This is a genomic window from Burkholderia sp. BCC1640 (assembly GCF_902833125.1).
GTDB lineage: Bacteria > Pseudomonadota > Gammaproteobacteria > Burkholderiales > Burkholderiaceae > Burkholderia > Burkholderia diffusa.
On sequence record NZ_CADFEF010000007.1, the window covers coordinates 118,043 to 142,297 of the forward strand.

Sequence of the window (24,255 nt, forward strand, 5' to 3'; positions counted from 1 at the left end):
AACATCGAGCACGCCCCGCACCCGCAGAGCAGACCTGCAGGATTGGCCAGGGCCGCGACACCTCTCGAGAGGCGCCGGCATCCTAGCACAGGCAGGAATAACCCCATGCAGGACATCCGATGCGGTAGCTGTAACCGCAAGCTCGGCGCCGGCGAATACGTCCGGCTCACCATCAAATGCCCGCGTTGCGGCGCAATGAATATTCTGAGGGCCGAGAGCCCCTTACCCGCAGGCCACCGAGCCTCCGATACAAGGGACTCGCCCCATGCAACACACTCTCTCCGCTGAACTGATTAACCACGTGCACCAGGCCGACGCCCTGAGCGTCATGCGTGCGCTGCCCGACGCGTGCGTCGACCTTGTCTTCACCGATCCGCCCTACTCGTCGGGCGGCACCACGAGCGCTTCGCGCAGCCAGGCGCCGTCGAGCAAGTACATCGGCGGCGACGTGAAGACCGTCTACCCCGAATTCCAGCACGACAGCAAGGACCAGCGCTCCTGGACGTTCTGGTGCATGACCTGGCTTGCAGAGGCATACCGCGTCTGCCGCAACGAAGCGCACCTGGCCTGCTTCGTCGACTGGCGCCAATTACCGAGCCTGACCGACGCGATCCAGGCCGCCGGCTTCACCTGGCGCGGCGTCGCCGTATGGGACAAGACCAGCGGCCGTACGCGGCCGCGCATGGGCGGCTTCGCGCAGCAGACCGAATTCCTGGTCTGGGCGACCAAGGGCGCCGTGCGCCGCGCCGACGTGTATCTGCCTGGCGTGTTCTCCGAGCGCCTTGCGCATCCGAAGCGCCATATGACCGAGAAGCCCGCCCAACTCGCGCGCGACGTCGTGCGTCTGGCGCCGGCCGGCGGCGTCGTCCTGGACCCGTTCGCCGGGTCCGGCACGTTCCTCGCCGCAGCGAAGGAGGCCGGCTTGAACTGGATCGGTTGCGAGCTCGAGCCGACTTACCACCAGGTCGCAACCGCGCGTCTGGCCGAGCTGGACGCCCTGCCCGTCGCAGCATAGCGACGACCTGCAGCGGCTTCGGTTGTGCCCGGTCGCTGTACAACCTCCCGCGCGTGATCTCCGCGCGCGCGGAAGGCAATCTTTCGGAAGGCTCATTTCCGGGAGATTGCATGCCTTCTGATTACCACCACGGCGTACGCGTCATTGAAATCAATGACGGTACGCGCCCCATCCGCACGGTCAGCACGGCCGTGATCGGTATGGTCTGCACCGGCGACGATGCCGATGCGGCCACCTTCCCCGAAAACCGTCCCGTCCTCATCACGGACGTGCAGGCCGCGATCGGCAAGGCCGGCACGAAGGGCACACTCGCGCGTTCGCTCGACGCGATCGCCGCGCAGACTTCACCGCTGATCGTCGCCGTGCGCGTGCCGACGGGGAAGGATGCGGACGCAACGAACAGCAACGTCATCGGCACGACCACGGCGGACGGCAAGTACACCGGTCTGAAGGCGCTGCTCGCCGCGAAGAGCCGGCTCGGCGTGACGCCGCGTGTGCTCGGCTGCCCCGGTCTGGACACGCTGCCCGTCGCGGCCGAGCTGGCGACGGTCGCGCAGAAGCTGCGCGGCTTCGGCTACGTCAGCGCGTTCGGCGCGAAGACCAAGGAAGAGGCGGTCGCCTACCGCGCGAACTTCGGTCAGCGCGAGCTGATGACGATCTGGCCGGACTTCGTGGACTGGAATACCGCGACCAACGCCGAGGACATCACCTGGGCGACGGCGCGCGCGCTCGGCATGCGCGCGAAGATCGACGAGCAAACCGGCTGGCACAAGACGATCTCGAACGTCGTCGTGAACGGCGTCACCGGCATCAGTCGCGACGTATTCTGGGACTTGCAGGACCCGAACACCGACGCCGGCTATCTGAACAGCCACGAGGTCACCACGCTCGTGAACGCCGATGGTTACCGACTATGGGGTTCGCGTACCTGTTCCGAGGACAAGCTGTGGGCGTTCGAGAACTACGTGCGCACCGCGCAGGTGATCGCCGACACGATGGCCGAGGCGCACATGTGGGCGGTCGACCAGCCGATGAGCCGCACGCTGATCCGTGACATCGTCGACGGCGTGAACGCGAAATTCCGCGCGTGGAAAACGGCCGGCTACGTGATCGACGGCGAGTGCTGGTTCGATCCGGGCGCGAACGACAAGGATTCGCTGAAGGCCGGTCACGGCTTCCTCGACTACGACTTCTGCCCGACGCCTCCGCTCGAAGACCTGACGTTCCGCCAGCGCATCACGGACCGCTACCTGCTCAAGTTCGCGGAAAGCATCGCCGTCTGACGGCTCGCCACTCACCATAGGAAAACGCAATGGCTCTGCCATCCAAACTCAAGAATTTCCTGGTCTTCGAGGACGGCGTCTCGTTCGTCGGCGAGGTGCCCGAGATCCAGTTGCCGAAGCTCACACGCAAGATGGAGGCGTATCGCGGCGGCGGCATGAACGGCGAGGTCGACATCGATCTCGGCATGGAAAAGCTCGAGCTGGGCCTCACGATGGGCGGCTTCATGAAGGAGATGTTCAAGACGTGGGGCACGTCGAAGGTCGACGGCGTCACCGTGCGTTTCGCCGGCTCCTATCAGCGCGACGACACCGAAGAGGTCGACGCGGTCGAGGTATACGTGCGCGGCCGATACAAGGAAATCGACCCCGGCAAGGCCAAGGCCGGCGACAACGCCGACCAGACCGGCACGATGTCGCTGGCGTATTACCGCCTCGTGTCCAACGGCGAGACCCTGATCGAGATCGACTTCCCGAACTTCATCGAAATGGTCGGCGGTGTCGATCGCCTCGCCCAGCAGCGCCGCGCACTCGGCCTGTAACCCCGTTCCCCCTCACTCAACAAGGAAAGACCATGTCTCTGAAACGAACCGACCCGCTGCCCCTCGATACCCCGATCGCGCGTGGCGAACAGAAAATCGATGAAGTCACGCTGACCATGTCGGGCAGCGGCGCGCTGCGCGGCGTCACGCTCACCGATGTCCTGCAGCTCGACGTCATCGCCCTGTCGAAGGTGCTGCCGCGCATCAGCAATCCGATGCTGACCGAGCAGGACGTGCTGCGCATGGACCCGGCCGACCTGGTCAAGCTCGGCACGGAGCTTGCCGGTTTTTTGGTACCGAACTCCGTGAAGCAGGACGCATCCCTCGATCCGTCGACGAAGTAATGGCCGACATCGCCCTCGTTTTCCACTGGACGCCGGACGTGATGAACGCCATGTCTCTCGACGAATTGATGACCTGGCGCGAGCACGCGCGCGTCCGCTACGAACGGGGCGATGAATGAGTGACCGTTCACTGCGCCTCGAGGTCGTCCTCAAGGCGCTCGACCAGGCGAGCCGGCCGATCCGCGAGATCGCCACCAAGAACCGCACCCTCGTGAAGGAGCTGCGGGACTCCCGCGCGCGCCTCAAGGAGCTCAACGATACGCAGCGGCGCATCGGCGAGTTCCGCGAGATGCGCACGGGGCTCGCCAACACCGCGACGAAGCTCGCCGAGGCGCAGAAGAAGGTCAAGGAACTCGCGACGTCGTTGCGTGCGTACGGGCCGCCGTCGCAACAGATGGTTGCCGAGCTGGCGAAGGCGCGGCAAGCCTCGTCGAAGCTCGGCGTCACGTTCAAGAAGCAATCCGCCAGCGTCGACGAGCTGCGCACGCGGCTGACCCGCGCCGGCGTCGACACGAGCAAGCTCTCCCAGCACGAGCGCACGCTGCGCACCGACATCGCCGCAACGACAGGCGCGATCGACGCCCAATCGCGCCGGCTCGACGCGCTGAACACGCGTCAGAAGCGCATCGCGGACGCGCGCGCAAAAATGGGTGCCATGCGCGGCGCAGCGGCAGAAATGGCGATCGGCGGATATGCCGCGCGTGCGACCGGCTCACACATCCTCAACGATTTGCGCGAGCCGCTCGCCGAGGCGAAGAAGGTCCAGAACGAGCGCGGCCGCATCCAGGGGCTCGGCCTGGGCGACCGTGCGACGCAGGACGCCGAGCGCTACGTGCGCGCGATGAAGACGCCCGGCGTGGCGATCGCCGAGAACATGACGCTGATGCGCGACGCGATGTCGATCTTCGCGGATGAACACCACGCGCAGATGGTGATGCCGACGCTCGCGAAGATGAAGTTCGCGAACGAGGCGATGTTCGGGGCTGGCCAGGGCCACGAGAACGAAGAGAAGTTCATGAACATGCTGAAGGTGATCGAGCTGCGCGGCGGCACGAAATCCGAGGCAGCGTTCAAGGGCGAAGCGAACATGGTCCAGCAGGTGCTGACCGCGACAGGCGGTCGCGTCGGCGGCGACGAGTGGCGCAACTTCATCCAGACCGGCAAAGTTGCGGCCAAGCAGATGCGCCAGGACGCGTTCTATTACCAGATGGAACCGCTGATTCAGGAAATGGGCGGGCATGCGGCAGGCACCGGCGTGCAGGCCGCGTACAGCAACCTGATGCAGGGCAAGACCACCGTGCGTGCGGCGAAGCGCCTGGTCGAGCTTGGGCTCGTCGACAAGAAGTCGGTCGAGTACAACACGATCGGTAATGTGAAGCGCATCAAGCCCGGCGCGCTGATCGACGGGGACCTCTTCAACGCTTCGCCGTTCGAGTGGATGGAGAAGGTGCTGTTGCCGAAGCTGAAAGCCAGGGGCATCACGTCCGACGCCAAGATCCTCGAGGAATTCTCGACGATCATGACGAACGGCAACGGCGCCAACCTGTTCGCCACGATGTACATGCAGCGCGAGCAGATTCATAAGAACGAGAAGCTGAACCGGGGCGCGTACGGTATCGACCAGTTGCACGAGCTGGGGCAGAAGCAAACCGAAGGGAAGGAGCTGATCGCGCTCGAGAAAGTGCGCAACCTGCGCACCGTCATAGGCGAGCAGGTGTTGCCCGTGTACAACCGTGCACTCGAGCTGACGACGAACGTGCTCGAGCGGCTGCTCGGCTTCGCGAAGGAATACCCGAATTTCACGCGCGCGGTCGCGATCGGCGCCGCCGGCCTCGGCGTGCTGCTCGCCGTGCTTGGCACACTAACGATTGCTCTCGCGGGGATCCTTGGCCCGATGGCGATCGTTCGCTACGGCCTCACGATGCTCGGGATGCGTGGTGGGGTGCTGTCGACGGGAGTGCGCCTGGCCGCAGCTTCCTTCCAGGTGCTCGGGCGCGTGTTGCTGCTCGTGGGCCGAGCCTTCCTCACGTCGCCAATCGGCCTGATCGCGGCCGCGATTGCACTCTCCGCACTTCTGATCGTGAAGTATTGGGAGCCGATCAAGGCGTTCTTCAGCGGCATGTTCTCCGGCATCAGCGCCGGACTGGCGCCGATGCGCGATGCGTTCGCCGGCGCGTTCGCGCCTATCGCTGATGCGTTTGCCGGGATGAAGCCTCTGTGGGATTGGTTCGTCGGCATGCTGTCGACTGTCGCCGGGTGGTTCGGCGATCTGCTGAAGCCCGCGTCGGCGAGCGCCGATCAACTGCAAGCGGTAGGCGAAGCCGGCCGCTCGTTCGGAGAAGTGCTCGCGATCGGAATTCAGATGGGGCTCGCGCCGTTCATACTTCTCGCACGCGTGATCGGTGCGGTGCCGCGGCTCTTCGACGAGGTAATGGCTGAAGCGCATGCCGCAATGAACGGCGGCATCGGCGCCATCGGGGCTCTGATTCTGAACTGGTCTCCGCTTGGCCTCTTCTATCGCGCCTTCGCCGCCGTGCTGTCCTGGTTTGGTATCGATCTTCCGTCGCGGTTCGCGACGTTCGGCCAGCAAATTCTTCAAGGGCTCGCGAACGGGATCTCGAGCAGCCTTGGCGCGGTGAAAACCGCAATTCAGTCGGCTGGCGACAGTGTGATCGGCTGGTTCAAGGAGAAGCTCGGGATCCACTCGCCGAGCCGCGTCTTCGCCACGCTCGGCGGCTTCACGATGGCCGGTCTCGACCAGGGGCTGCGTGAAGGCCAGGACGGGCCGCTGTCTACCGTGCTCGAGGTTGGCAAGCGGATCGTTGCCGCCGGCGCTGGCATCGGCATCACGGGCGCGGCGATCGCCGGCGGCGCACCGCTCACGGTCGACAACCGGCCGCCGCTCACTGTCGCGTCGGCCGCTGCCCGCGCGCCTGTCGCGCCGGCGCCGATCACGATCCAGGTGTATGCGGCGCCCGGCATGGATGAGCAGGCGCTCGCGCAGAAGGTGCTGCAGGTGATGCGCCAAGAACAGGCCACGAAGGCCGCGCGCGAGCGCTCGCGTCTGCGCGATCGAGATTGAAGGAGAGGTTCGCATGATGATGGCGCTCGGGCTGTTCGTGTTCAGCCTGTCGACCCTGCCCTATCAGGAGCTGAAGCGCCGGCGCGGCTGGCGCTTCGCCAGCAACAACCGCGTCGGCAAGAAACCCGCGCGGCAGTATGTCGGCGAGGACGACGAAACCATCAGTCTGTCCGGCGTGCTGCTGCCCGAACTGACGGGCGGCGACATGTCGCTCGCCGTCATTGAAGCAATGGCCAACCAGCACACCGCCTGGCCGCTGATCGAGGGCACCGGCCACATCTACGGCATGTTCACGATCGACAACATCGACACGACGCGCACGCTGTTTTTCGACGACGGCACCGCGCGGCGCATCGAGTTCACTATTGCCCTGACGCGCAACGACGATCTCGACATGCTCGGCATCGTGACCGACGCCATCAAAGGGGCGATCTCGCTATGAACCTGTCGGACCTCCCTGGCGCCGACCTGGTGCAGAAAGTCGTGATCGCCGACGATCGCGTGCCGCGTGCGATCTACTCGATCACGCTCAACGGCAAGAACATCACGAAGAAGTTCGACGGCCGACTGATCTCGCTGACGCTGCAGGACAACCGCGGCTTCGAAGCGGACCAGCTCGACATCAGCCTCGACGATTCAGACGGTGCCCTCGAGATCCCGAGTCGCGGCGTCACACTGAAGCTGGCGATCGGCTGGGCCGGCGCGGCAAACTGCCTGGTCGACAAGGGCGAATTCATGGTTGATGAGGTTCGGCACACCGGCACGCCGGACGTGTTGACGATCCGCGCGCGCAGCGTCGATCTGCGCGCGGGCCTGTCGATCAAGAAGGAGCGCTCCTGGCATCGGCAGACGGTCGGCGCGATCGTGCGCGCGATCGCCAGTCAGAACAAGGTCGAGGCACGTATCAGCAATGCGCTCGACGGGCAGCTCGTCGACCACATCGACCAGACGGCCGAGTCGGACGCCAATCTGCTGTCGCGCCTGGCGAAGATGTTCGACGCGATCGCCACCGTGAAGAATGGGCTGCTGCTCTTCATCAAGGCCGGCGAGGCAACCACGGCAAGCGGCAAGCCACTGCCGGCCGTCACGATCACGCGCGATGTCGGCGACCGTCACGAGTTCGCCGTCGCGGATCGGGACACTTATTCCGGCGTGCAGGCGTTCTACTTGAACACTCGCACCGCGAAGAAGCAGTCGACCACCGTGAAGCGGCGCCGGCGTCGCACGACAGCGAAGAAGAAGCCGATCGACAAGAGCGGCGACGTGCTGTTTGGCACGGCCGACAACGTGAAGACGTTGCGGCACACGTACGCGAACAAGGCGAACGCGACGCGCGCGGCGAAAGCAGAATGGGAGAAGCTACAGCGCGGCGTTGCAGAGTTCAGCATTGCGCTGGCGCTCGGGCGCCCCGAGCTGATGACCGAATTGCCTGTAACCGTGCGCGGTTACAAACGTGTCATTGACGATTGCAACTGGATCATTGCGCGCGTTACCCATTCGATCGACGGTAACGGCGGATTTACATCGGGCCTCGACCTAGAGGTCAAGGCGAGCGAGGTGCCGGAGGTCGACACCTCGGATGCCACTGACTAGGCGTCGGGTCCCTTACGCGGGTTCCGCTCCGAACCATGCACCCATCTGCTCGCTTCGGGTGTGCCAAAGCTTCACATCGTTGAAGATTTTCGACGCGGACTTGCCCGACTTCTCGTCGAAATCACTCATCAGCGATCCAACGACCGGACCGACGGTCTTTGTCGTCCCGTTGGGGACCGCAGCCGTCAGGGCTGCGCTGGCCACGATGATAATGTTCGCGCCAGATTCCACGGTGCCGTCACCAGCGCCCATAAACACGATGCTAATCAGCTTCCCTGTAGTTTTGCTGACAGAGCCGATCACATACAGGTTGTCGTTGAGCGCGGATTTGAAAGTATCGGCGGACTCACCTTTTTCCACACGCGGCTTGATCCGGAACGGCTCCTTCATTTTTGCCATGATGGCATTGAAGTTTTTCGCGTACTGATCTGCCGTCATGTCCAGATTCTTTTCGGCGGCTTCCGCTTCTACAGTCGAACCTTCATTGTGTTCATTCTTCGCCTCTACAGCCGAACTCTCCTTTTGCTCTGCAGCTTTTGGTGTTACGGCGCTTGCCGCGCTATCCGGTGATGGGCTTTTGTTGCCCTTCTGGTCGGAGCAACCGGATATGCCAACTGCCAACACCAACGCGAACAAAGCCGCGCTTCCGAATCCCGCAATATTGAGTGCTTTCTTCATCGATCCCCCGGATGCATAGCAATTGATTGCCTGTTATAAATTTTTCTAGCGCGCCGTTTAGTGTCGACCGCCAGGAGCGCGCTCCCATCGCGCACCTCGCTCTCCGTCGGTAACGCACTGCTGACGTATGCCTGCCTGCATTACTACGCCGCCGGGTGAATAGCGATTCCCACCGTACTCGCAATGACGCGGAAGTTCTGCTGCTTGGGTTTGTGCGGACGCATCGGAATGGGGCACTACGACATACATCACGGCTATGGCCATCGCTGCAGTCACCCCAATGGACACGGCAAACCAGGGCGATCGCTTTTTTTGCGGTTGTGCGGGTACAACTGGAGGTGCCGGTTCCGCTGGCGTCGTGGCAACGACAGGTGGCACAGGATCGCTCGGCGCTACTGGCTGCGGCACTGCGGGAGCTGGTTCTTTGACTTCCTTTGAGGCTGGCGCACCTGGCGTCTGCCCGAGCGTGCCGTTCCGTATCCAGCCATCGAGGTATTTGATTGCCCGCTCGTACACATTGCGCGGCATCTCATCCATTCTCTCGAATTCGAACACCGTCATGAGCCGACGGTACACCATCAGCTTATCGGTGCCAGTCTTCGCCTGAATCTCGAACGCTTTGCGCGCGATCGCGTTGCGCTGCCTGTCGCTGATGAACTGCGTCACGATCGGCTTCGGTCCAGAGCCGTGGAAATGCACATTGACGTTTGTCTGCGCGCTGTTGCTCTTCACATCCCCACCAGCAACTTGCCCGACGTCACCACTGAACTTCTGAATCATTGACTTCGTTTTCTCCTACGGCTGGCCCTACCGTTTGGCGCTCTGTCACTACCCTCAGGTCTCCCGCTTCTTCTTTCGCCGCGCACCACCTACATTGATCGTAAAAGGTGCAGTGAGGTCACCCGTGACGTGTTGCCCGACGTTGGCACCCTCAAAATTCTGATGAACCGTTGTGGTCTTCTCCGCCATCGGTGCGGGTGCAACCTGCTGCGTCATTCCTGCGATCATGCCCAGCACGCCAGCGCGCCCCTTCGCATCGAGCGAACGATACCCCGCGAGCAAAACCCCTTCGTCCCCCGACAGGTCGGACGTATTGCGTTGCCCGGTGAGGATGTAGAGCACATCAACCCCAACAGCAGCGATCTGCGCCAGATACACGGCATCAGGCGCTCGCTCCCCTTTTTCATAGAGGACTTGCGTTTTCTCCGTCACGCCGCCGCGTTCTGCAAACGCGCGCTGCGATAGAGACGTGCGCTTCCGTTCATCGCGCAATCGATCGCCAATACTTACCATTTGGTTTGTTTTGTGTTGCATACACACCGTTCGGTGTGTATTATCGGTGTTGTGCAAGGTTAACGAAGGGAAGTATACCGTCATGGTTAAAAAGAAAGCCCCCATCCGGCGCTCGCCGCGCGGCGTGCTGTCCAGCAAGCCCGTCTATATGCGCCTGATGCCGGACGAGCGCCGCACGCTCGAGGAACTGTCCGCATGCCAAAACAGATCGACATCCAGCGTTGCACGGCTGATCTATCTGGAGGGCGTCGAGCAATACCGCGCCAAAGTTATCGACTCGTCCGCTCAACCGCACTCAAGTTCTTTTGCCGGGCGTTGAGTCATGCAACCGCCCGCCCTCATCGAACCTGCGTTGCGCCATGCGCTGCATGGCCCCAAACGTCACAAAGTGCAAACAGCGCTCGGATGGGACGACTCCGAAGTCAGTCGATTCCTGAGCGGTGGCAAGGGCATCGTCATCGACAAGATTGACACGCTTGTTGCAGCGGTGGGCTTCGTGTGCGTTACCCGCAAATATCTCGACGCTGTCGCGACCTTGGGCGAAGTCGGCATGTTCTGCCAATGCGCGCGCCAAGGTCGCGGCGAATGCAGCCGCCCGTAGGAGCATCCGAATGAAATTGAAGTGCCATCATTGCGGCAGCCGCGCCGTCATCCGAACCAGCCGCACGCTGTCAGCCCTCGTTCGCGAGGCGTACTGCCAGTGCACCAACGTCGAATGTGCGACGACCTACAAGATCCACGTTGCGACCGTCCATACGATCGCGCCGAGCCTGACGCCGAATCCCACCGTCTACCTGCCCGTCGGCAAGGTTGACCGGCTGCCGACCGATCCGCGCCAGCTCCCGCTGATCGACGCCTAACCCCTAACGCTGTTTTTGTTCAACGCCCATCGCACCCGCCTTCGCGGGCGCGAGGGACTCCTTTTGCCTGAAATTCCGGAGACCTCATGCAAACGCCGACTCTCGCCGCTCACGTCCCCCCCCTCGCCGCGTCACTCGACTACGACCAGCGCATCACATACCTGCAGAAGCTCTGCGCCGCGGACGTGCGCGTAGACGTGTTCGTCGCATCCGCCCGTGCGCTCGGTTTCGTCGTGTCCTGGGATCTCGCCCGTGGCACGCCATTGCTCGCCTGGATGCACTGAAGCGATGCGTGCGCCCCTCACCGACATCGACCTGCGCGCGACGTGGCGCCGCCTGCGCATGGTCGGCGATTTCGACTCGCTTCACCCGGCCGCCCGCCACGCCTTCGAATGCACGGCGAGCGTGTGGCGAGATCGGGAACCGGCACCCGAGCCATCGCCCATCGACGGGAAGCGCCGCGCCGCGAACGACTTCGACTGACCCATCCGCGCCGGCCGTCGGCGTACTCATCTGGAACCACACCATGAAGCCTTACGTTTTTGGCGTCGGCGTGCTGCTGATGCTTTCCTTCTCGCTCACTGGCATCTACTGCCTGGTTGCCGACGTGCTGCGTCTATTCAACGTTCGCCACGTTCGCCCGATCGCTTTCGTGACCAGCGTCGTAGCGATGTTCTTCCTGGCCACGGTGCTGGCCTGGTCCGTTCCGCCTCGAGGGTGATCTGATGACGACCGCCCCCACCATCCGTTACGAGCTGCTGACATCGGCCGGCCTGTGTACCGTCGCCGGCGATCACGTCGTCATCCCGAACAACGCCAGCGCCTCGTTCGGCATCCACGCCGAGCCGCACGTCCGCGACGGGCACCCTGAAAAATGGGTTGTCACGCATCTGGCCTCTGGTCTGCGCGTCGGCCACGGCGCGACGCGCACTTCGGCGCTCGCGGCCGCGACGTCCAACGTCGAGCGCAACCGCGATCGTCTGCGCCAGATGCTCGACGAGGCGATGACCGCGCGCTACGAGTTGCAGCACGCCGTTCAACGCCTGCAGCAGAACCACCACGACATCCTCGGAGGCGCCGCAGCATGACGCACACCACTACCCCTCACGACGCCGCGCTCGCGGCCTCCATCGCGGCGGCGGCCGACGCCCTGCGCTTCGACCACGAACCCGGCGGCCTGCAGCGCGTCGCAGTGCTCGCGCTGTTCGTCAGCGTGCTCGGCGATCGCCTGGCGCTCGGCTTCCCGGCGTCGGCCGGCGCGCTGCGCGCGCTCGTCGACAGCCCCGCGACACCCGGCAACCCGGCCGCTCTTTCCCTGCATCAACCGCAACAGCAATAACGATGGCCACGATCGACGAACTGAAACAACGCATCGACCTGCACGACCTCGCCGACCGCCTCGGCTTGAAGCGAGGTCGCGGCGGCGACCGCGCGCTGTACCACTCGCCGCAGCACGACGACAAGAGCCCGTCCCTGTCGATCTACGTGAACCACCCCAAGCACGGCACCGGCTGGCGTGACCACAGCGCCGACGTCGGCGGCTCGTGTATCGACCTGGTCATCCACGCGCGCGGCGGCACCGTCGCCGACGCGGTGCGCTATCTGCACGACGCGTACGGCATCCCGCTCGACCGCCAGGCGCCGGCCGAGCGTCGCGAGAAAACGACCGTCGAATACATCGCCGATCGGTGCTTGGCCGAGCGCGACCAGGTCCGCGAATACCTGGGCGGCCGCGGCATTTCCGCCGCGGCGATCGACGCCGCGATCGCCGCGCGCTCCCTCGGCTTCAACACGTGGACCAGCTCGAAGGTTGCCGCCGGCGAAGTCGGCCACGCGGGCCCGGCCGCTGCGTTCATCGTGCGTGCACCGGGCGACGGCCGCGTCGTCGCCGTCGACATGCGCTACGTCGATCCGGCGCTCAATGGCGGCGTCAAGACGCAGACCCAGGGCGACAAGGCCGGTTACGGCTGGACCGCCGACCTTCGCCGGCTCGACAAGGCGAAGCGCGTGTTCATCGTCGAAAGCGCGATCAATGCGCTGTCGATCGACACCTGCGCAATGCCTGGCGCCGCCGCCCTGGCGCTACGCGGCCTGGCGAACGTCGACGGGATCGACTTCACGTTCCTGCGCGGCAAGCAGGTCGTGATCTGCCTGGACAACGACGAGCCGTTTGCGGACGGTCACCCGCGCGCCGGCCGCCGTCCTGGTCCCGAGGCTGCGTGGGCGCTCTACGAACGACTGACGGCGCTGAACATCAGCGCGATGCTCGTCGACCAGGCCGGCTGGTTGGCCGATCTCGCGGACGGAGAGAAGACCGCGAAACCGATCAACGATGTCAACGACTACCTGCAGCTGCGTGGCCCGCTCGAGCTGTCGCGGGCGCTTGAGCAGCTCGAGCCCTGGCTCATCGCCGGCCTCGCCGGCGACGCCACGCGTCGCGGCCGGCCGCGCATCTTCTTGCCGTCGCACGACTTCGCGCAGTACTGGCGCTTCCGCGTCCGGCCGGACTTCACCAGCTACATCTCGAAGATGGACCGCAACGAGGAATCCGGCGTCGAAACGCCCGTCATGACAGACCTGTGCGGCTTTCGCATCGCCGGCATCAGCCGCGTCTCGGTCGCGAGCGCGACGTCGACGATGACAGGCGACGCCGACCAGGCGCCCACCGTCTACTTCGCCGTGTCGGTCCAGGCGCCGCGTCACGGCGCGCAGCTCACGCGTCGCGTCATGCTCGACGACCAGCTGCACAACGTCGACCAGTGGGGCAAGTTCGGCCCGATCTGGGCGCCGGCGCCGTTCAAGCGGATGGTGAACATCCTGGAACGTGGCGCAGACCTCGGCGCGCGCCAGGCGGCGAACTTCGTCGGGCTCGCCTGGCGCGACGGCCGCCTGATCGTCAACGAAGGCCCCGACTGCTACTTCACCGAAGCCGACAAGCAGTGCCCGTATCACAACCTGACCTTCCCGACCGGGCCGGCCAGCGACGCGCGCCGCGTCATCGCCGCGTACCAGGCGACGTTCAAACAGAACGCCGCGACGATCCCGCTCGTGTGGGCGCTCGGCGGCCACCTGAAGGCTTTGCTCGGTTTCTGGCCGCACATCACGATCCAGGCGAACAAGGGAGCGGGTAAGTCGACGCTCATCAAGCGCCTCGAGCGCACGCTCGCGTTCACGATGTTTTCCGGGCAGTCGTTGCAGACCGAGTTCCGCCTGTTGACCAGCATCAGCCACACCAGCCACCCGGTCGGATGGGAAGAGCTGTCCGCGCGCCGGCAGGACGTGATCGACAAGGCGGTCGGCCTGCTGCAGGAGAACTACCAGTACACCGTGACACGTCGCGGCACTGACATGACCGAATACCTGTTGTGCGCGCCCGTGATGCTGGCCGGCGAAGACGTGCCCGTGCGCAGCCTGCTCGGCAAGCTCGTGCGCACAACGCTGACCGGCAAGCGCGGCCCGCTGATGCCGGACGACCTGCCGCGCTTCCCGGTTCGACAGTGGCTCGAATTCCTCGCCGGCCTGGACAAGCGCGCCGTGGCCGACCAGTACGCGACGCTGCGCGACAAGGCGTTGGCCAACTGCCGCGCGAGCGGCGAGGACGACGGCGCAAAGCGCATGGCCGGCAACTATGCGGCCGTCGCGCTCGCTTGGCGCTACCTGTGCGAGTTCGCCGGCATGGACCCGAGCGAAGGAGATTTTCCGCGCGACCTGCTCACCGAAATGAACGGCCACGTCGCCGAGACGAGCGCCGATCGCGAGCCGTGGGTCTGGATCATGGAAACCGTGCTGTCAGAGATCGACGGCGGCAACTACAAGCACCCGTTCACGTTCGATACCGTCGACGGCGAGTTCTGCCTGCTGCTGCGCACCGGCCACGTGATGGACCACATCGCCCACACGAGCGCACTGCGCGACAAGTGGAACGGCCTGCCCGTGAAATCCGACCGCGTGTTCAAGGCGCAGCTCAAGCACGCCGGCGTCGTAGTCGGCGAGAAGGAAGTCGAGCGGCGCATCTACACGCGGCGCGTGCCGTACCTCACCCCGATCTCACTGGACCGCCTGGCCGGCTTCGGTCTGCACGTGTCCGTCCGCGAAGACCTGGCCACCGACGCGACCGAGCAGAGGGGGCGAGCATGACCCGCTCGCAGCCGATGCGGCCGCCGTGCGGCCGTACCCATTCCCTCATTCCTTCTGGCCGCGTAGCGGCCCTGTATTCGGGTTTTAGGTGTGTGCGTCGATGCGCGCAGCAATCGGCGCGCGCCGTCACGCGGCCGCCGTGCTGTCCGGTTCCCCCCGTCCCCCCCGCGAGTCGAAACGGCCGGGCAACTACGCAGCCCTTGAGGGAGAGGGGGCGCGCGAGCCGGTTTTTCCACGGGGAACGGGCAGGCAGCGCACGCGAATCGTGGTTTTCGGGGCAGTCCGCTCGTAAGTCTTTGATTGTTGAGAAGAGTGCCGCCATAAATCGCATTCGAATTGCCACTAGTCGATGCGTTTTTGCCACTAGTCCGGTATTTGCGCCGGCCGCCGCCGTCCCTTTTTCTCTTCTCTCTAATTCATTGAAAAAGAAGAAGAAAGAATACGTAGAAAGGGCAGGAATTGACCGAGACGCCATGCCACGAGTCGTGTGCGTTTTGCCACGAGTTGCGGACGCTGCCTATTTTTTAGGCCACGAGTCGGAAGGGGCTGCCACGTGTTTTTCATGGCAACTAGTGGCGTACGCAACCATTACAAATCAACGACTTACCCTCGATATTCACGTTAGCCACGAGTCCACAAGTTGTTCTGCGTGTCCCCTCTTTACGCGTTGAAAATCACCATGCAAGAATATTCACGTCGCGGCTCGCAGCGCGGCACCGGCGCGTACCTCGGCCGACAAGAACTGCGCGAACTGACCGGCACGCCGCAACGCGCGCGCCAAATCCTGTGGCTCGCTCGGCAGGGTTGGCCGCATGTCGTCGATGTGCACGGCCGCGTGTTGGTCGCACGCGCTTACCACGACAAGCAAATGGGAATCATTGAATCTAAACAAGCGCGCACACCGCAGCCGACCGGTCTCACGTCGCTCAATCTCGGCGCCGTGTGATGGCGGGCAAAGCACAAACTCCAGGTGCAATCCCGCGCTTCCGTTCGCGCAAGAACGCGGACGGCTCGCTGCGCTATTACTACGATCACGGCGAGGTGGACGGGCGGCGCATTCTCGAGCCGCTCGGCACTGATCGCGTCGTCGCACTCCAACGTTGGGCCGAGTTAGAAGGCGCTCGTGCACCATCGTCGGAAACGACGCGGCACACGTTCGCCATGCTCGAGCAGGCTTACCGCATACGCGAGCTGCCGCAGAAATCTGCGGCGACGCAACGCATGTACGACCTGTTCCTCTCCAGGCTCGCAGCCGTCATCGGCGCTCGCGAGCTCGACACGCTCACGCCGGCCGACGTCGCCACGATCTGGCGCGCGACGGCAGAGAAGCGCGGCGTCGTGACAGCGAACCGCACGAAGGCCGTGCTGTCGCTGGTCCTGAACTGCGGGCGGCTGTGGGGCATGATGACGATCGCGAACCCGTGCGCCGGCGTGCGCGGGAAGAAGGAGACCGGGCGGCAGGACATCCTCATCGATGACGAGCTATATGCTGCCGTCTACACTGTGGCCGACCAGCCGCTACGCAACGCGATGGACCTGGCCGACCTCTGCGCCCAACGCCCTTCGGACGTCCTGCGCGTGCAGCGCTCCAACATCGTGCGCGGCAACCTCATCTTCCGCACGCAGAAGACGGGCGCATTCGTTACGGTACAAATCACCGGCGACCTCGCGGCGCTGATCGAACGGCTGTTGGCCTGGCGTGGTTCGAAGGTCGACGTCTCGCCCTACCTGCTGCGCGACGAGGAAGGCTATCCACTCACGAAGGGCAAGCTGCGATCGCGCTTTGACAAGGCACGCGAGCGGGCCGGTATCGACAAGGCGAAGTTTCAGTTCCGCGATCTCCGCGCGCGCGGCGTGACGCACAAGACGATCGATGAAGGATTGGAGGCCGGACAACGCCTGGCGGGTCACAGCGGACCGGGCATGACGGCGCGTTACGTGCGAGGCGCACGGCCGGTTAAACCGTCTCGCTGACGCGCATTGGAAACGTGAGGGGGGTATTGGAAACGCGAAGGGGCTACGCAAACATCGCGTAACCCCTTGCTGGATATGGTGCCGGCTGCAGGACTCGAACCCGCCACCTGATGATTACAAATCAACTGCTCTACCAGATGAGCTAAGCCGGCGTAAGCGCGAGATTCTACCTCATTTCACGATCTTGAGGCGAGGTCTGCTGCCGCCTTTCGAACCATCGCCGTCGGTTTTCGGCGGTTCATCGGCACCTTCGGACGGCTCTTCGTTCGCGCCGTGATCGGCAACCGGCGTCAGCACCGCAGGCGACTCGTCGCGTCGCGCGTCGTCGGCCTGCTCGGCATCGTCTTCGAACGCGCCCGAATCCTCGCCCTCGCCCGCCACCGCATCGACCTGGAACGCCATCCCCTGCCCGTTCTCCCGCGCGTAAATCGCGAGCACGTTGGCCACCGGAATCTCGATCTTGTGCGCCTTCCCGGAGAACCGGGCGGTGAACTCGATCCACTCGTTACCCATCTGCAGCTGGCTCGTCGCCTCGAAGCTGATGTTGAGCACGATCTCGCCGTCACGCACGAACTGACGCGGCACGCGCGTCGAGTTGTCGACCCTCACCGCGATATGCGGCGTGTAACCGTTATCGGTGCACCACTCGTACAGCGCGCGCAGCAGATAAGGTTTCGTTGAAATCTCTTGCATCACAATCCTCGAACCCGGAGCAGGCACGCGGCACGCCGCGCGCCCGCTCCGTCATGCACTCATTGCACCATCAACGACGCATGACCTTTTCGGACGGCGTCAGTGCTTCGATATAGGCCGGACGGCTGAAGATCCGCTCGGCGTACTTCATCAGCGGCGCGGCATTCTTCGACAGCTCGATGCCGTAGTGATCCAGACGCCACAGGAGCGGCGCGATCGCGACGTCGAGCATCGAGAACTCCTCGCCGAGCATGTACTTGTTCTTCACGAAGATCGGCGCGAGCTGCGTCAGGCGATCGCGGATCGCGAGGCGTGCCTTCTCGTGGTTCTTCTCCGCTGCCTTGCCCTTTTCGTTCTCGAGCGTGCTGACGTGAACGAACAGCTCCTTCTCGAAGTTGAGCAGGAACAGGCGTGCGCGTGCGCGCTGCACCGGGTCGGCCGGCATCAGTTGCGGGTGCGGGAAGCGCTCGTCGATGTATTCGTTGATGATGTTCGATTCGTACAGAATCAGGTCGCGCTCGACCAGAATCGGCACCTGACCGTACGGGTTCATCACCGAGATGTCTTCCGGCTTGTTGAACAGGTCGACGTCACGGATCTCGAAATCCATGCCCTTCTCGAACAGCACCAGCCGGCAACGCTGGGAGAACGGGCAAGTTGTGCCGGAATACAGAACCATCATATTTGCGTTTCCTCAAAAAAGCCGAGGGCCGGCACGCGGCGCAACCCCTTTCACGGGTTCCGCCTTGCGCCGGCCCCACGCCGGTCAGGCGTGTTTACTTGATATCTTTCCAGTACGCGGCATTGAGCCGCCAGGCCAGGAAAGTCAGGACACCGAGAAAGACCAGCACCCACACGCCGAGGCGCTTGCGGGTCTGCTGGGCCGGCTCGGACATCCATGTCATATAGGCCACCAGGTCGGCCACCGCAGCATCATAGTCCGGCGACGACAACGTCCCCGGCGTGACCTGCTGGAAGCCGACGAGCGTGTGGACCTTCTCGCCCGTCTCCTCGTCCGTCTTGTCTTCGAATTTGGCAGTGCGCTGCCCCTGCAGTTGCCACAATACATGGGGCATGCCAACGTTCTCGAACACCGCGTTGTTCCAGCCGCTCGGCCGCGTATCGTCGCGGTAGAAACTCCGCAGGTACGTGTAGAGCCAATCGCGGCCGCGCGCCCGCTCCTCGACCGACAGGTCGGGCGGCGAGGTGCCGAGCCAGTTCTTCGCGTCTTCGGGCCGCATCGCGACGGACATCGTGTTCCCGACCTTGTCGGTCGTGAACAGGAGATTCGTTTCGATCTCCTTCTGGGATATGCCCAGATCCGTCAGACGGTTGTAGCGCATCAGGTTCGCGCTGTGGCAGTTCAGGCAATAGTTTACAAACAATTGCGCGCCGTGCTGAAGCGAAACGAGATTTTCCGTGTTATCGGGCGCCCGGTCGAGCGGAAAATTACCTTCCGCGCGCACGGCCGGCGCCGCCAGCAGCGCCATGGCCGTCGCCCCGATCAGCGCGAGCGTCGAAAGCAGTTTCTTCATGTCGTTCTCTCCTCGCTCACGTTAATGGGGCTTGAAGCGCACCCGTTCCGGCGGCTGCTTGAACGTGCCAAGCGGCGTCCAGACGGGCATGCCGAGGAAGAACGCGAAGTAGATCAGTGCGCAGCCCTGCGCAATCAGCGTCGCGACCGGCGATGGCGGCCGTGTGCCGAGGAACGCGAGGATCAGGAACGCCGCGACGAAGATCCCGAGGAACACCTTGTGGAACAGCGGCCGGTAGCGGATCGACTTCACCGGGCTGCGGTCGAGCCACGGCAGGAAGAACAGCGTGATCACCGCGGAACCCATCACGACGACGCCCCAGAACTTCGATTCCGTCAGGAACATGAACACGACGATCGCGGCGGCCAGCACCGGCAGCCCGACCTTCCACTTGCCGCGCGCGCGGATCAGCGCGAGCACGCCGAGCAGCGCGATCACGATCATCAGCACGATCTTGAACGGGTCGGTGGTCGCGCGCAGCATCGCGTAGAACGCGGTGAAGTACCAGACCGGCGCGATCTCCGGCGGCGTCTGCAGCGGGTTCGCCGGGACGAAGTTGTTCGACTCGAGGAAGTACCCGCCCATCTCCGGCGAGAAGAACACGATCAGCGCGAACACCATCAGGAACACGCAGACACCGAAGAAATCGTGCACCGAGTAGTACGGATGGAACGGGATGCCGTCGAGCGGAATGCCATTCGCGTCCTTCTTCGCCTTGATCTCGATGCCGTCCGGGTTATTCGACCCGACTTCGTGCAGCGCGACGAGGTGCGCGATCACGAGGCCGACCAGCACGAGCGGAATCGCGATCACGTGGAACGCGAAGAATCGGTTCAGCGTGACGTCGGACACGACGTAGTCGCCGCGGATCCACAACGACAGGTCCGGGCCGACGAACGGGATCGCCGAGAACAGGTTCACGATCACCTGCGCACCCCAGAACGACATCTGGCCCCACGGCAGCAGGTAGCCGAAGAACGCCTCGGCCATCAGGCACAGGAAGATCGCGCAACCGAAGATCCACACCAGCTCGCGCGGCTTGCGGTACGACCCGTACATCAGCCCGCGGAACATGTGCAGGTACACGACGACGAAGAACATCGATGCACCGGTCGAGTGCATGTAGCGGATCAGCCAGCCCCACGGCACCTCGCGCATGATGTACTCGACCGACGCGAACGCGAGCATCGAGTCGGGCTTGTAGTTCATCGTCAGGAAGATGCCCGTGACGATCTGGTTGACGAGCACGAGCAGCGCGAGGGAGCCGAAGAAGTACCAGAAGTTGAAGTTCTTCGGCGCGTAGTACTCGGAAACGTGCTTCTTCCAGGTGGACGTGAGCGGGAAGCGCTGGTCGATCCAGCCGGTGACACCTGTCGTGGAGACTTCTTTGTTGTCGGCAGCCATCACGCTTCTCCTTTCTCGTCCTTGCCGATCACGAGGGTCGTCGCCGACGTGAACATGTAGGGCGGGATGTCGAGATTCTGAGGCGCCGGCTTGTTCTTGAACACGCGGCCGGCGAGGTCGTAGGTCGAACCGTGGCACGGGCACAGGAAGCCGCCCGGCCAGTCGTCCGGCAGGTTCGGCTGCGGACCCGGCGTGAAGCGTTGGCTAGGCGTGCAGCCGAGGTGCGTACACACGGCCATCACGACGAGAATGTTCTTGCGATCGGCCCGCGAGCGATATTCATTCGCGCAATACGCGGGCAGCGGCATCGTATAGGGTTTTTCGGAGGTCGGATCGGCCACTTCCTTGTCGGCCTTGACGACGTCGGCCAGCATGGCATCGGTACGGTTCAGGATCCAGACCGGCTTGCCGCGCCACGGCACGGTGACCATCTCGCCGGGCTTCAGGCCGCTGATGTCGACCTCGACCGGAGCGCCGGCCGCTTTCGCTTTCGCGGACGGCGCAAGCGACGCCGCGAAAGGTATGACGGTGGCTACGCCTCCCACGCCACCTGCTACGGATGTCGCAATCAGCCAGGTACGGCGGCCGCTGTCGACGCGTTTTTCTTCCTTGTCTCGCATCACACGCCCCACTTCTGAGTTGGATTTTCCGTCACGACTTTTCATTCCGCCGCTAGTTTGCGCGAATGGAGTCGCCATTTACAAGGCCCGGAGATGAAAATCCCTTCGAAGTAGTTGATAGTTAAGGGTTTTCCCCCACTATCGGAGCGATTAAATCATTTCGCTTTTAAGCATCCGCTACATTGTGGAATTTCGATGCGCCGCCGCAAATCCGTCGTTCAGACCGGATTATGAATATCGATAAAAAGGTGTTCGATATCGAATTCTTCGGACAAGTGGGCGCCAAGCGCCTGGATTCCGTAGCGTTCCGTCGCATGGTGCCCTGCCGCAACGAACGCGACGCCGCTCTCGGCCGATGCATGCGTGACGGATTCCGACACTTCGCCGGTCAGGAACACGTCGGCGCCGGCGTCGATCGCGGCATCGAAATAGCTCTGCGCCGCGCCCGTGCACCACGCGATGCGGCGCAGCTGCATCTCCGGATCGCCGAGCACGAGCGGCGTGCGGCCGAGCGTGCGCTCGACCTTGGCGACGAAGTGCTCGAGCGTGACGGGCATCGGCAGCGTGGCCATCCAGCCAAGATCGCCGTCGCCGAAACGTTGCTCGCCGATCAACCCGAGCTTCTCGCCGAGCTGCGCGTTGTTGCCGAACTCGGGATGCGCGTCGAGCGGCAGGTGGAACGCGAACAGGTTCAGGTCGTTCGCGAGCAGCAGCTTCAGGCGCCGGTACTTGCGGCCCGTGATCTGCGGCGCCTCGTTGCGCCAGAAATAGCCGTGATGGACGAGCACCGCATCCGCCCCCCATTCGAGCGCAGCCTCGAGGAACGCGACCGACGCCGTCACGCCGGTGGCGATCTTCTCGATCTTGCGACGCCCCTCGACCTGAAGGCCATTCGGGCAATAGTCCTTGAAGCGCGCGGTTTCAAGGGTATTGTTCAAGTACAATTCAAGTTCGATCCGATCCATATAAACCTCTAATCCATTCAGATGCTTAGACGCTTCTGGCTGTTCTTCGCGCAGGCGGTGACCGTACTGCTCGCGCTGATGTTCATCGTCGTGACGCTCAAGCCGCAATGGCTGCAACGGCAAGGACAGCTCGGCAAGCAGCTCGCCACGCCGATCGTCGCGCTGCGTGAAGTCGCGCCGGGCATCGGCGGTGCACCGGCGACCACGTCGTACGCGGAGGCCGCGCAAAAGGCGATGCCCGCCGTCGTCAACGTCTTCTCCAGCAAGGATGGCTCGCTGCCGCCCGATCCGCGCGCGAAGGATCCGCTGTTCCGCTACTTCTTCGGCGACCGCAACGCCCGCAAGCAGCAGGACGAACCTGCCGCCAACCTTGGCTCCGGCGTTATCGTGAGCCCTGAAGGTTACATTCTAACGAACCAGCACGTCGTGGACGGCGCCGACCAGATCGAAGTCGCGCTCGCCGACGGCCGCACGGCCACCGCGAAGGTGATCGGCAGCGACCCCGAAACCGATCTCGCCGTGCTGAAGATCAACATGACGAACCTGCCGACGATCACGCTCGGCCGTTCCGACCAGTCGCGGGTCGGCGACGTCGTGCTCGCGATCGGCAACCCGTTCGGCGTCGGCCAGACGGTCACGATGGGGATCATCAGCGCGCTCGGCCGCAATCACCTCGGCATCAACACGTTCGAGAACTTCATCCAGACCGACGCACCGATCAACCCCGGCAACTCGGGCGGCGCGCTGGTCGACGTGAACGGCAACCTGCTCGGCATCAACACGGCGATCTACTCGCGCTCGGGCGGCTCGCTCGGCATCGGCTTCGCGATCCCCGTGTCGACCGCGCGCACCGTGCTCGAAAGCATCATCACGACGGGCTCGGTCACGCGCGGCTGGATCGGCGTCGAGCCGCAGGACGTCACGCCGGAAATCGCCGAATCGTTCGGGCTCCAGCAGAAGTCGGGCGCGATAGTCGCGGGCGTGCTGCAGGGCGGCCCGGCCGACAAGGCCGGCATCAAGCCGGGCGACATCCTCGTGAGCGTGAACGGCGACGACATCACCGACACGACGAAGTTGCTCAACACCGTCGCGCAGATCAAGCCGGGCACGCCGACCAAGGTGCACGTCGTGCGCAAGGGCAAGGAGTTCGACGTGAGCGTGGTGATCGGCAAGCGCCCGCCGCCGCCGAAGCAGACGCTCGACGAACAGGACAGCGACAGCGAGTGACATCCGGCGGGCGGCGTATCGGCGCCACTTGCCAGTCAACGATGGAAATGCAAAAGGGCAGCCTGATCGGCTGCCCTTTTGCTTTGCTTCGACGACCCTTCGTCGCGGTGACGGAGCTGCGTTCGCCCCCGTCACCTGCACCGCCCGATCACTCGTCCAGCTTCAACGTCGTCAAGAGGTCGCATCGAGGGCGCCCCTCATGCCGGCCGCCGCATGCCGCGTTTCATCAACTTGCGGCACCGTTCTCCGCCTCGGGTTCTTCCGTCGGCTTCGGCACGAAGAAGCGCGCGGCCAGCAGCCCGATCTCGAACAGCACGACGAGCGGCAGCGCGAGCATCAGCTGCGAGAACACGTCCGGCGGCGTGACGACCGCCGCGACGACGAACGCGCCGACGATCACGTACGGCCGCATCTCCTTCAGCTTCTTCAGCGTCAGCACGCCCATCCGGACGAGCAGCACGACGACGATCGGCACCTCGAACGTGACCCCGAACGCGATGAACATCCCGAGCACGAAGCTCAGGTAGTTGTCGATGTCGGTCGACATCTCCGCGCCGAGCGGCGCGTTGTAGTGCGCCATCACGCGGAAGATCGTCGGGAACACGAGGAAGTATGCGAACGCCATCCCGCACAGAAACAGGACGTAGCTGCTGCCGACGAGCGGCGCGACGAGCTTCTTCTCGTGCTGGTACAGCCCCGGCGCGACGAACGCCCAGATCTGGTACAGCACGATCGGCAGCGCGATCACGAGCGCGACGAGCATCGTGACCTTCATCGGCACGAAGAACGAGCCGGTGACGTCGGTCACGATCATCCTGCCGCCCTTCGGCAGGTTTTCCATCAGCGGCCGCGCGAGCAGCCGGAAGATGTCGGGCGCCCAATACACGAGCCCGAGGAACACGACGATCACGGCCAGCCCCGCGCGAATGATGCGATCGCGAAGCTCGACGAGATGGGAAATGAAGGTTTCTTCCGGGGCGTCGCCCGGATTCTGCTGCGGGTCGCTCACACCG

General features: G+C 63.9%; 31 protein-coding genes and 1 tRNA gene. 21 read left to right on the forward strand and 11 right to left on the reverse strand.

Going from position 1 to position 24,255, the window contains the following annotated elements:
• Positions 1–105: 105 nt before the first annotated feature.
• From HWX25_RS10165 to HWX25_RS10205, 9 genes are all read left to right on the forward strand, one after another.
• Positions 106–288, forward strand: a complete 183-nt coding sequence (locus HWX25_RS10165; RefSeq protein ID WP_175908428.1) for a Com family DNA-binding transcriptional regulator — start codon at positions 106–108, stop codon at positions 286–288.
• Positions 266–1,015: a site-specific DNA-methyltransferase gene (locus HWX25_RS10170; RefSeq protein WP_175908429.1), complete on the forward strand. Its 750-nt coding sequence runs from the start codon at positions 266–268 to the stop codon at positions 1,013–1,015. The genes HWX25_RS10165 and HWX25_RS10170 overlap by 23 nt, the downstream gene beginning before the upstream one ends.
• Before the next feature lie 110 nt (positions 1,016–1,125).
• Positions 1,126–2,298, forward strand: coding sequence for a phage tail sheath protein (locus HWX25_RS10175; RefSeq protein WP_175908430.1), 1,173 nt, complete (start codon positions 1,126–1,128; stop codon positions 2,296–2,298).
• Positions 2,299–2,327: 29 nt separating this feature from the next.
• The gene (locus HWX25_RS10180) at positions 2,328–2,837 is read left to right on the forward strand and encodes a phage major tail tube protein (RefSeq protein ID WP_174974816.1); all 510 of its coding nucleotides are present in this window, start codon (positions 2,328–2,330) and stop codon (positions 2,835–2,837) included.
• A 32-nt stretch (positions 2,838–2,869) separates the two neighbouring features.
• Positions 2,870–3,181: a phage tail assembly protein gene (locus tag HWX25_RS10185; protein WP_175908431.1), complete on the forward strand. Its 312-nt coding sequence runs from the start codon at positions 2,870–2,872 to the stop codon at positions 3,179–3,181.
• The gene (locus HWX25_RS10190; RefSeq protein ID WP_014724666.1) at positions 3,181–3,300 is read left to right on the forward strand and encodes a GpE family phage tail protein; all 120 of its coding nucleotides are present in this window, start codon (positions 3,181–3,183) and stop codon (positions 3,298–3,300) included. The genes HWX25_RS10185 and HWX25_RS10190 overlap by 1 nt, the downstream gene beginning before the upstream one ends.
• Positions 3,297–6,263 (forward strand): hypothetical protein, encoded by a 2,967-nt coding sequence (locus tag HWX25_RS10195; protein ID WP_175908432.1) that lies wholly within the window; start codon positions 3,297–3,299, stop codon positions 6,261–6,263. Before HWX25_RS10190 ends, HWX25_RS10195 begins: the two co-directional genes overlap by 4 nt.
• A 13-nt stretch (positions 6,264–6,276) precedes the next feature.
• Entirely contained in the window at positions 6,277–6,705 is a 429-nt protein-coding gene (locus tag HWX25_RS10200) for a phage tail protein (protein ID WP_039201659.1), read from the forward strand.
• Positions 6,702–7,856: a phage late control D family protein gene (locus tag HWX25_RS10205; RefSeq protein ID WP_175908433.1), complete on the forward strand. Its 1,155-nt coding sequence runs from the start codon at positions 6,702–6,704 to the stop codon at positions 7,854–7,856. The genes HWX25_RS10200 and HWX25_RS10205 overlap by 4 nt, the downstream gene beginning before the upstream one ends.
• Positions 7,857–7,868: 12 nt before the next feature.
• Here HWX25_RS10205 and HWX25_RS10210 read toward each other — a convergent pair whose 3' ends face one another.
• From HWX25_RS10210 to HWX25_RS10220, 3 genes are read right to left on the reverse strand one after another with little or no spacing between them, the layout of a single operon-like run.
• Entirely contained in the window at positions 7,869–8,534 is a 666-nt protein-coding gene (locus HWX25_RS10210) for a hypothetical protein (protein ID WP_175908434.1), read from the reverse strand.
• A 57-nt stretch (positions 8,535–8,591) separates the two neighbouring features.
• Positions 8,592–9,314: an alpha/beta hydrolase gene (locus tag HWX25_RS10215; RefSeq protein ID WP_175908435.1), complete on the reverse strand. Its 723-nt coding sequence runs from the start codon at positions 9,312–9,314 to the stop codon at positions 8,592–8,594.
• 54 nt (positions 9,315–9,368) lie between these two features.
• Positions 9,369–9,827 (reverse strand): helix-turn-helix domain-containing protein, encoded by a 459-nt coding sequence (locus tag HWX25_RS10220; RefSeq protein ID WP_175908474.1) that lies wholly within the window; start codon positions 9,825–9,827, stop codon positions 9,369–9,371.
• A gap of 82 nt (positions 9,828–9,909) precedes the next feature.
• Here HWX25_RS10220 and HWX25_RS10225 point away from each other — a divergent pair, with 82 nt between their 5' ends.
• From HWX25_RS10225 to HWX25_RS10275, 11 genes are all read left to right on the forward strand, one after another.
• Positions 9,910–10,146: a hypothetical protein gene (locus HWX25_RS10225; RefSeq protein ID WP_175908436.1), complete on the forward strand. Its 237-nt coding sequence runs from the start codon at positions 9,910–9,912 to the stop codon at positions 10,144–10,146.
• Between the two features lie 3 nt (positions 10,147–10,149).
• Positions 10,150–10,428, forward strand: a complete 279-nt coding sequence (locus tag HWX25_RS10230) for a DNA-binding protein (protein WP_175908437.1) — start codon at positions 10,150–10,152, stop codon at positions 10,426–10,428.
• 10 nt (positions 10,429–10,438) lie between these two features.
• Positions 10,439–10,687, forward strand: a complete 249-nt coding sequence (locus HWX25_RS10235; RefSeq protein WP_175908438.1) for an ogr/Delta-like zinc finger family protein — start codon at positions 10,439–10,441, stop codon at positions 10,685–10,687.
• A gap of 86 nt (positions 10,688–10,773) precedes the next feature.
• A complete protein-coding gene (locus tag HWX25_RS10240; protein ID WP_175908439.1) occupies positions 10,774–10,971 on the forward strand; it encodes a hypothetical protein in 198 nt (65 codons plus the stop codon).
• Positions 10,972–10,975: 4 nt separating this feature from the next.
• A complete protein-coding gene (locus HWX25_RS10245; protein WP_175908440.1) occupies positions 10,976–11,170 on the forward strand; it encodes a hypothetical protein in 195 nt (64 codons plus the stop codon).
• 43 nt (positions 11,171–11,213) lie between these two features.
• Complete coding sequence (locus HWX25_RS10250; protein ID WP_175908441.1) at positions 11,214–11,408, forward strand: hypothetical protein; 195 nt, start codon at positions 11,214–11,216, stop codon at positions 11,406–11,408.
• Between the two features lie 4 nt (positions 11,409–11,412).
• Positions 11,413–11,775 (forward strand): hypothetical protein, encoded by a 363-nt coding sequence (locus HWX25_RS10255; protein ID WP_175908442.1) that lies wholly within the window; start codon positions 11,413–11,415, stop codon positions 11,773–11,775.
• The gene (locus HWX25_RS10260) at positions 11,772–12,026 is read left to right on the forward strand and encodes a hypothetical protein (protein WP_175908443.1); all 255 of its coding nucleotides are present in this window, start codon (positions 11,772–11,774) and stop codon (positions 12,024–12,026) included. Before HWX25_RS10255 ends, HWX25_RS10260 begins: the two co-directional genes overlap by 4 nt.
• Positions 12,027–12,028: 2 nt before the next feature.
• Positions 12,029–14,824, forward strand: coding sequence for a toprim domain-containing protein (locus HWX25_RS10265; RefSeq protein WP_175908444.1), 2,796 nt, complete (start codon positions 12,029–12,031; stop codon positions 14,822–14,824).
• 649 nt (positions 14,825–15,473) lie between these two features.
• A complete protein-coding gene (locus HWX25_RS10270) occupies positions 15,474–15,770 on the forward strand; it encodes a DUF4224 domain-containing protein (protein ID WP_244138759.1) in 297 nt (98 codons plus the stop codon).
• Positions 15,770–16,798: a tyrosine-type recombinase/integrase gene (locus HWX25_RS10275; protein WP_017424055.1), complete on the forward strand. Its 1,029-nt coding sequence runs from the start codon at positions 15,770–15,772 to the stop codon at positions 16,796–16,798. The genes HWX25_RS10270 and HWX25_RS10275 overlap by 1 nt, the downstream gene beginning before the upstream one ends.
• 76 nt (positions 16,799–16,874) lie before the next feature.
• On the opposite strand, the gene HWX25_RS10280 is transcribed toward HWX25_RS10275, so the two are convergent.
• The 7 genes from HWX25_RS10280 to HWX25_RS10310 all read right to left on the reverse strand — a co-directional run bounded on the left by HWX25_RS10280 (position 16,875) and on the right by HWX25_RS10310 (position 22,015).
• Positions 16,875–16,950, reverse strand: a tRNA-Thr gene (locus HWX25_RS10280).
• Positions 16,951–16,969: 19 nt separating this feature from the next.
• The gene (locus HWX25_RS10285) at positions 16,970–17,491 is read right to left on the reverse strand and encodes a ClpXP protease specificity-enhancing factor (RefSeq protein WP_059449799.1); all 522 of its coding nucleotides are present in this window, start codon (positions 17,489–17,491) and stop codon (positions 16,970–16,972) included.
• Between the two features lie 70 nt (positions 17,492–17,561).
• Complete coding sequence (locus HWX25_RS10290; RefSeq protein WP_006400565.1) at positions 17,562–18,173, reverse strand: glutathione S-transferase N-terminal domain-containing protein; 612 nt, start codon at positions 18,171–18,173, stop codon at positions 17,562–17,564.
• A gap of 94 nt (positions 18,174–18,267) precedes the next feature.
• The gene (locus HWX25_RS10295) at positions 18,268–19,026 is read right to left on the reverse strand and encodes a cytochrome c1 (protein ID WP_175908445.1); all 759 of its coding nucleotides are present in this window, start codon (positions 19,024–19,026) and stop codon (positions 18,268–18,270) included.
• A 21-nt stretch (positions 19,027–19,047) separates the two neighbouring features.
• Positions 19,048–20,430: a cytochrome bc complex cytochrome b subunit gene (locus tag HWX25_RS10300; protein ID WP_059820895.1), complete on the reverse strand. Its 1,383-nt coding sequence runs from the start codon at positions 20,428–20,430 to the stop codon at positions 19,048–19,050.
• Positions 20,430–21,050 carry a ubiquinol-cytochrome c reductase iron-sulfur subunit gene (gene petA / locus HWX25_RS10305; protein ID WP_059820894.1) on the reverse strand — a complete coding sequence of 207 codons (621 nt, stop codon included), beginning with the start codon at positions 21,048–21,050 and terminating at the stop codon, positions 20,430–20,432. The genes HWX25_RS10300 and petA overlap by 1 nt, the downstream gene beginning before the upstream one ends.
• Before the next feature lie 218 nt (positions 21,051–21,268).
• The gene (locus tag HWX25_RS10310; RefSeq protein ID WP_059535656.1) at positions 21,269–22,015 is read right to left on the reverse strand and encodes a Nif3-like dinuclear metal center hexameric protein; all 747 of its coding nucleotides are present in this window, start codon (positions 22,013–22,015) and stop codon (positions 21,269–21,271) included.
• 21 nt (positions 22,016–22,036) lie between these two features.
• Here HWX25_RS10310 and HWX25_RS10315 point away from each other — a divergent pair, with 21 nt between their 5' ends.
• Positions 22,037–23,242 (forward strand): Do family serine endopeptidase, encoded by a 1,206-nt coding sequence (locus tag HWX25_RS10315; protein ID WP_059820893.1) that lies wholly within the window; start codon positions 22,037–22,039, stop codon positions 23,240–23,242.
• Between the two features lie 226 nt (positions 23,243–23,468).
• Here the strand turns inward: HWX25_RS10315 and tatC are convergent, their stop codons facing one another.
• Entirely contained in the window at positions 23,469–24,251 is a 783-nt protein-coding gene (gene tatC / locus HWX25_RS10320) for a twin-arginine translocase subunit TatC (protein ID WP_044845948.1), read from the reverse strand.
• Positions 24,252–24,255: the final 4 nt, after the last annotated feature.

What these genes read in the sequence shown, in the direction of transcription:
- HWX25_RS10165 (WP_175908428.1), top strand. Translation starts at nt 106, where the DNA reads ATGCAGGACATCCGATGCGGTAGCTGTAACCGCAAGCTCGGCGCCGGC.
- HWX25_RS10170 (WP_175908429.1), top strand. Translation starts at nt 266, where the DNA reads ATGCAACACACTCTCTCCGCTGAACTGATTAACCACGTGCACCAGGCC.
- HWX25_RS10175 (WP_175908430.1), top strand. Translation starts at nt 1,126, where the DNA reads ATGCCTTCTGATTACCACCACGGCGTACGCGTCATTGAAATCAATGAC.
- HWX25_RS10180 (WP_174974816.1), top strand. Translation starts at nt 2,328, where the DNA reads ATGGCTCTGCCATCCAAACTCAAGAATTTCCTGGTCTTCGAGGACGGC.
- HWX25_RS10185 (WP_175908431.1), top strand. Translation starts at nt 2,870, where the DNA reads ATGTCTCTGAAACGAACCGACCCGCTGCCCCTCGATACCCCGATCGCG.
- HWX25_RS10190 (WP_014724666.1), top strand. Translation starts at nt 3,181, where the DNA reads ATGGCCGACATCGCCCTCGTTTTCCACTGGACGCCGGACGTGATGAAC.
- HWX25_RS10195 (WP_175908432.1), top strand. Translation starts at nt 3,297, where the DNA reads ATGAGTGACCGTTCACTGCGCCTCGAGGTCGTCCTCAAGGCGCTCGAC.
- HWX25_RS10200 (WP_039201659.1), top strand. Translation starts at nt 6,277, where the DNA reads ATGATGATGGCGCTCGGGCTGTTCGTGTTCAGCCTGTCGACCCTGCCC.
- HWX25_RS10205 (WP_175908433.1), top strand. Translation starts at nt 6,702, where the DNA reads ATGAACCTGTCGGACCTCCCTGGCGCCGACCTGGTGCAGAAAGTCGTG.
- HWX25_RS10210 (WP_175908434.1), bottom strand. Translation starts at nt 8,534, where the DNA reads ATGAAGAAAGCACTCAATATTGCGGGATTCGGAAGCGCGGCTTTGTTC.
- HWX25_RS10215 (WP_175908435.1), bottom strand. Translation starts at nt 9,314, where the DNA reads ATGATTCAGAAGTTCAGTGGTGACGTCGGGCAAGTTGCTGGTGGGGAT.
- HWX25_RS10220 (WP_175908474.1), bottom strand. Translation starts at nt 9,827, where the DNA reads ATGGTAAGTATTGGCGATCGATTGCGCGATGAACGGAAGCGCACGTCT.
- HWX25_RS10225 (WP_175908436.1), top strand. Translation starts at nt 9,910, where the DNA reads ATGGTTAAAAAGAAAGCCCCCATCCGGCGCTCGCCGCGCGGCGTGCTG.
- HWX25_RS10230 (WP_175908437.1), top strand. Translation starts at nt 10,150, where the DNA reads ATGCAACCGCCCGCCCTCATCGAACCTGCGTTGCGCCATGCGCTGCAT.
- HWX25_RS10235 (WP_175908438.1), top strand. Translation starts at nt 10,439, where the DNA reads ATGAAATTGAAGTGCCATCATTGCGGCAGCCGCGCCGTCATCCGAACC.
- HWX25_RS10240 (WP_175908439.1), top strand. Translation starts at nt 10,774, where the DNA reads ATGCAAACGCCGACTCTCGCCGCTCACGTCCCCCCCCTCGCCGCGTCA.
- HWX25_RS10245 (WP_175908440.1), top strand. Translation starts at nt 10,976, where the DNA reads ATGCGTGCGCCCCTCACCGACATCGACCTGCGCGCGACGTGGCGCCGC.
- HWX25_RS10250 (WP_175908441.1), top strand. Translation starts at nt 11,214, where the DNA reads ATGAAGCCTTACGTTTTTGGCGTCGGCGTGCTGCTGATGCTTTCCTTC.
- HWX25_RS10255 (WP_175908442.1), top strand. Translation starts at nt 11,413, where the DNA reads ATGACGACCGCCCCCACCATCCGTTACGAGCTGCTGACATCGGCCGGC.
- HWX25_RS10260 (WP_175908443.1), top strand. Translation starts at nt 11,772, where the DNA reads ATGACGCACACCACTACCCCTCACGACGCCGCGCTCGCGGCCTCCATC.
- HWX25_RS10265 (WP_175908444.1), top strand. Translation starts at nt 12,029, where the DNA reads ATGGCCACGATCGACGAACTGAAACAACGCATCGACCTGCACGACCTC.
- HWX25_RS10275 (WP_017424055.1), top strand. Translation starts at nt 15,770, where the DNA reads ATGGCGGGCAAAGCACAAACTCCAGGTGCAATCCCGCGCTTCCGTTCG.
- HWX25_RS10285 (WP_059449799.1), bottom strand. Translation starts at nt 17,491, where the DNA reads ATGCAAGAGATTTCAACGAAACCTTATCTGCTGCGCGCGCTGTACGAG.
- HWX25_RS10290 (WP_006400565.1), bottom strand. Translation starts at nt 18,173, where the DNA reads ATGATGGTTCTGTATTCCGGCACAACTTGCCCGTTCTCCCAGCGTTGC.
- HWX25_RS10295 (WP_175908445.1), bottom strand. Translation starts at nt 19,026, where the DNA reads ATGAAGAAACTGCTTTCGACGCTCGCGCTGATCGGGGCGACGGCCATG.
- HWX25_RS10300 (WP_059820895.1), bottom strand. Translation starts at nt 20,430, where the DNA reads ATGGCTGCCGACAACAAAGAAGTCTCCACGACAGGTGTCACCGGCTGG.
- petA (WP_059820894.1), bottom strand. Translation starts at nt 21,050, where the DNA reads ATGCGAGACAAGGAAGAAAAACGCGTCGACAGCGGCCGCCGTACCTGG.
- HWX25_RS10310 (WP_059535656.1), bottom strand. Translation starts at nt 22,015, where the DNA reads ATGGATCGGATCGAACTTGAATTGTACTTGAACAATACCCTTGAAACC.
- HWX25_RS10315 (WP_059820893.1), top strand. Translation starts at nt 22,037, where the DNA reads ATGCTTAGACGCTTCTGGCTGTTCTTCGCGCAGGCGGTGACCGTACTG.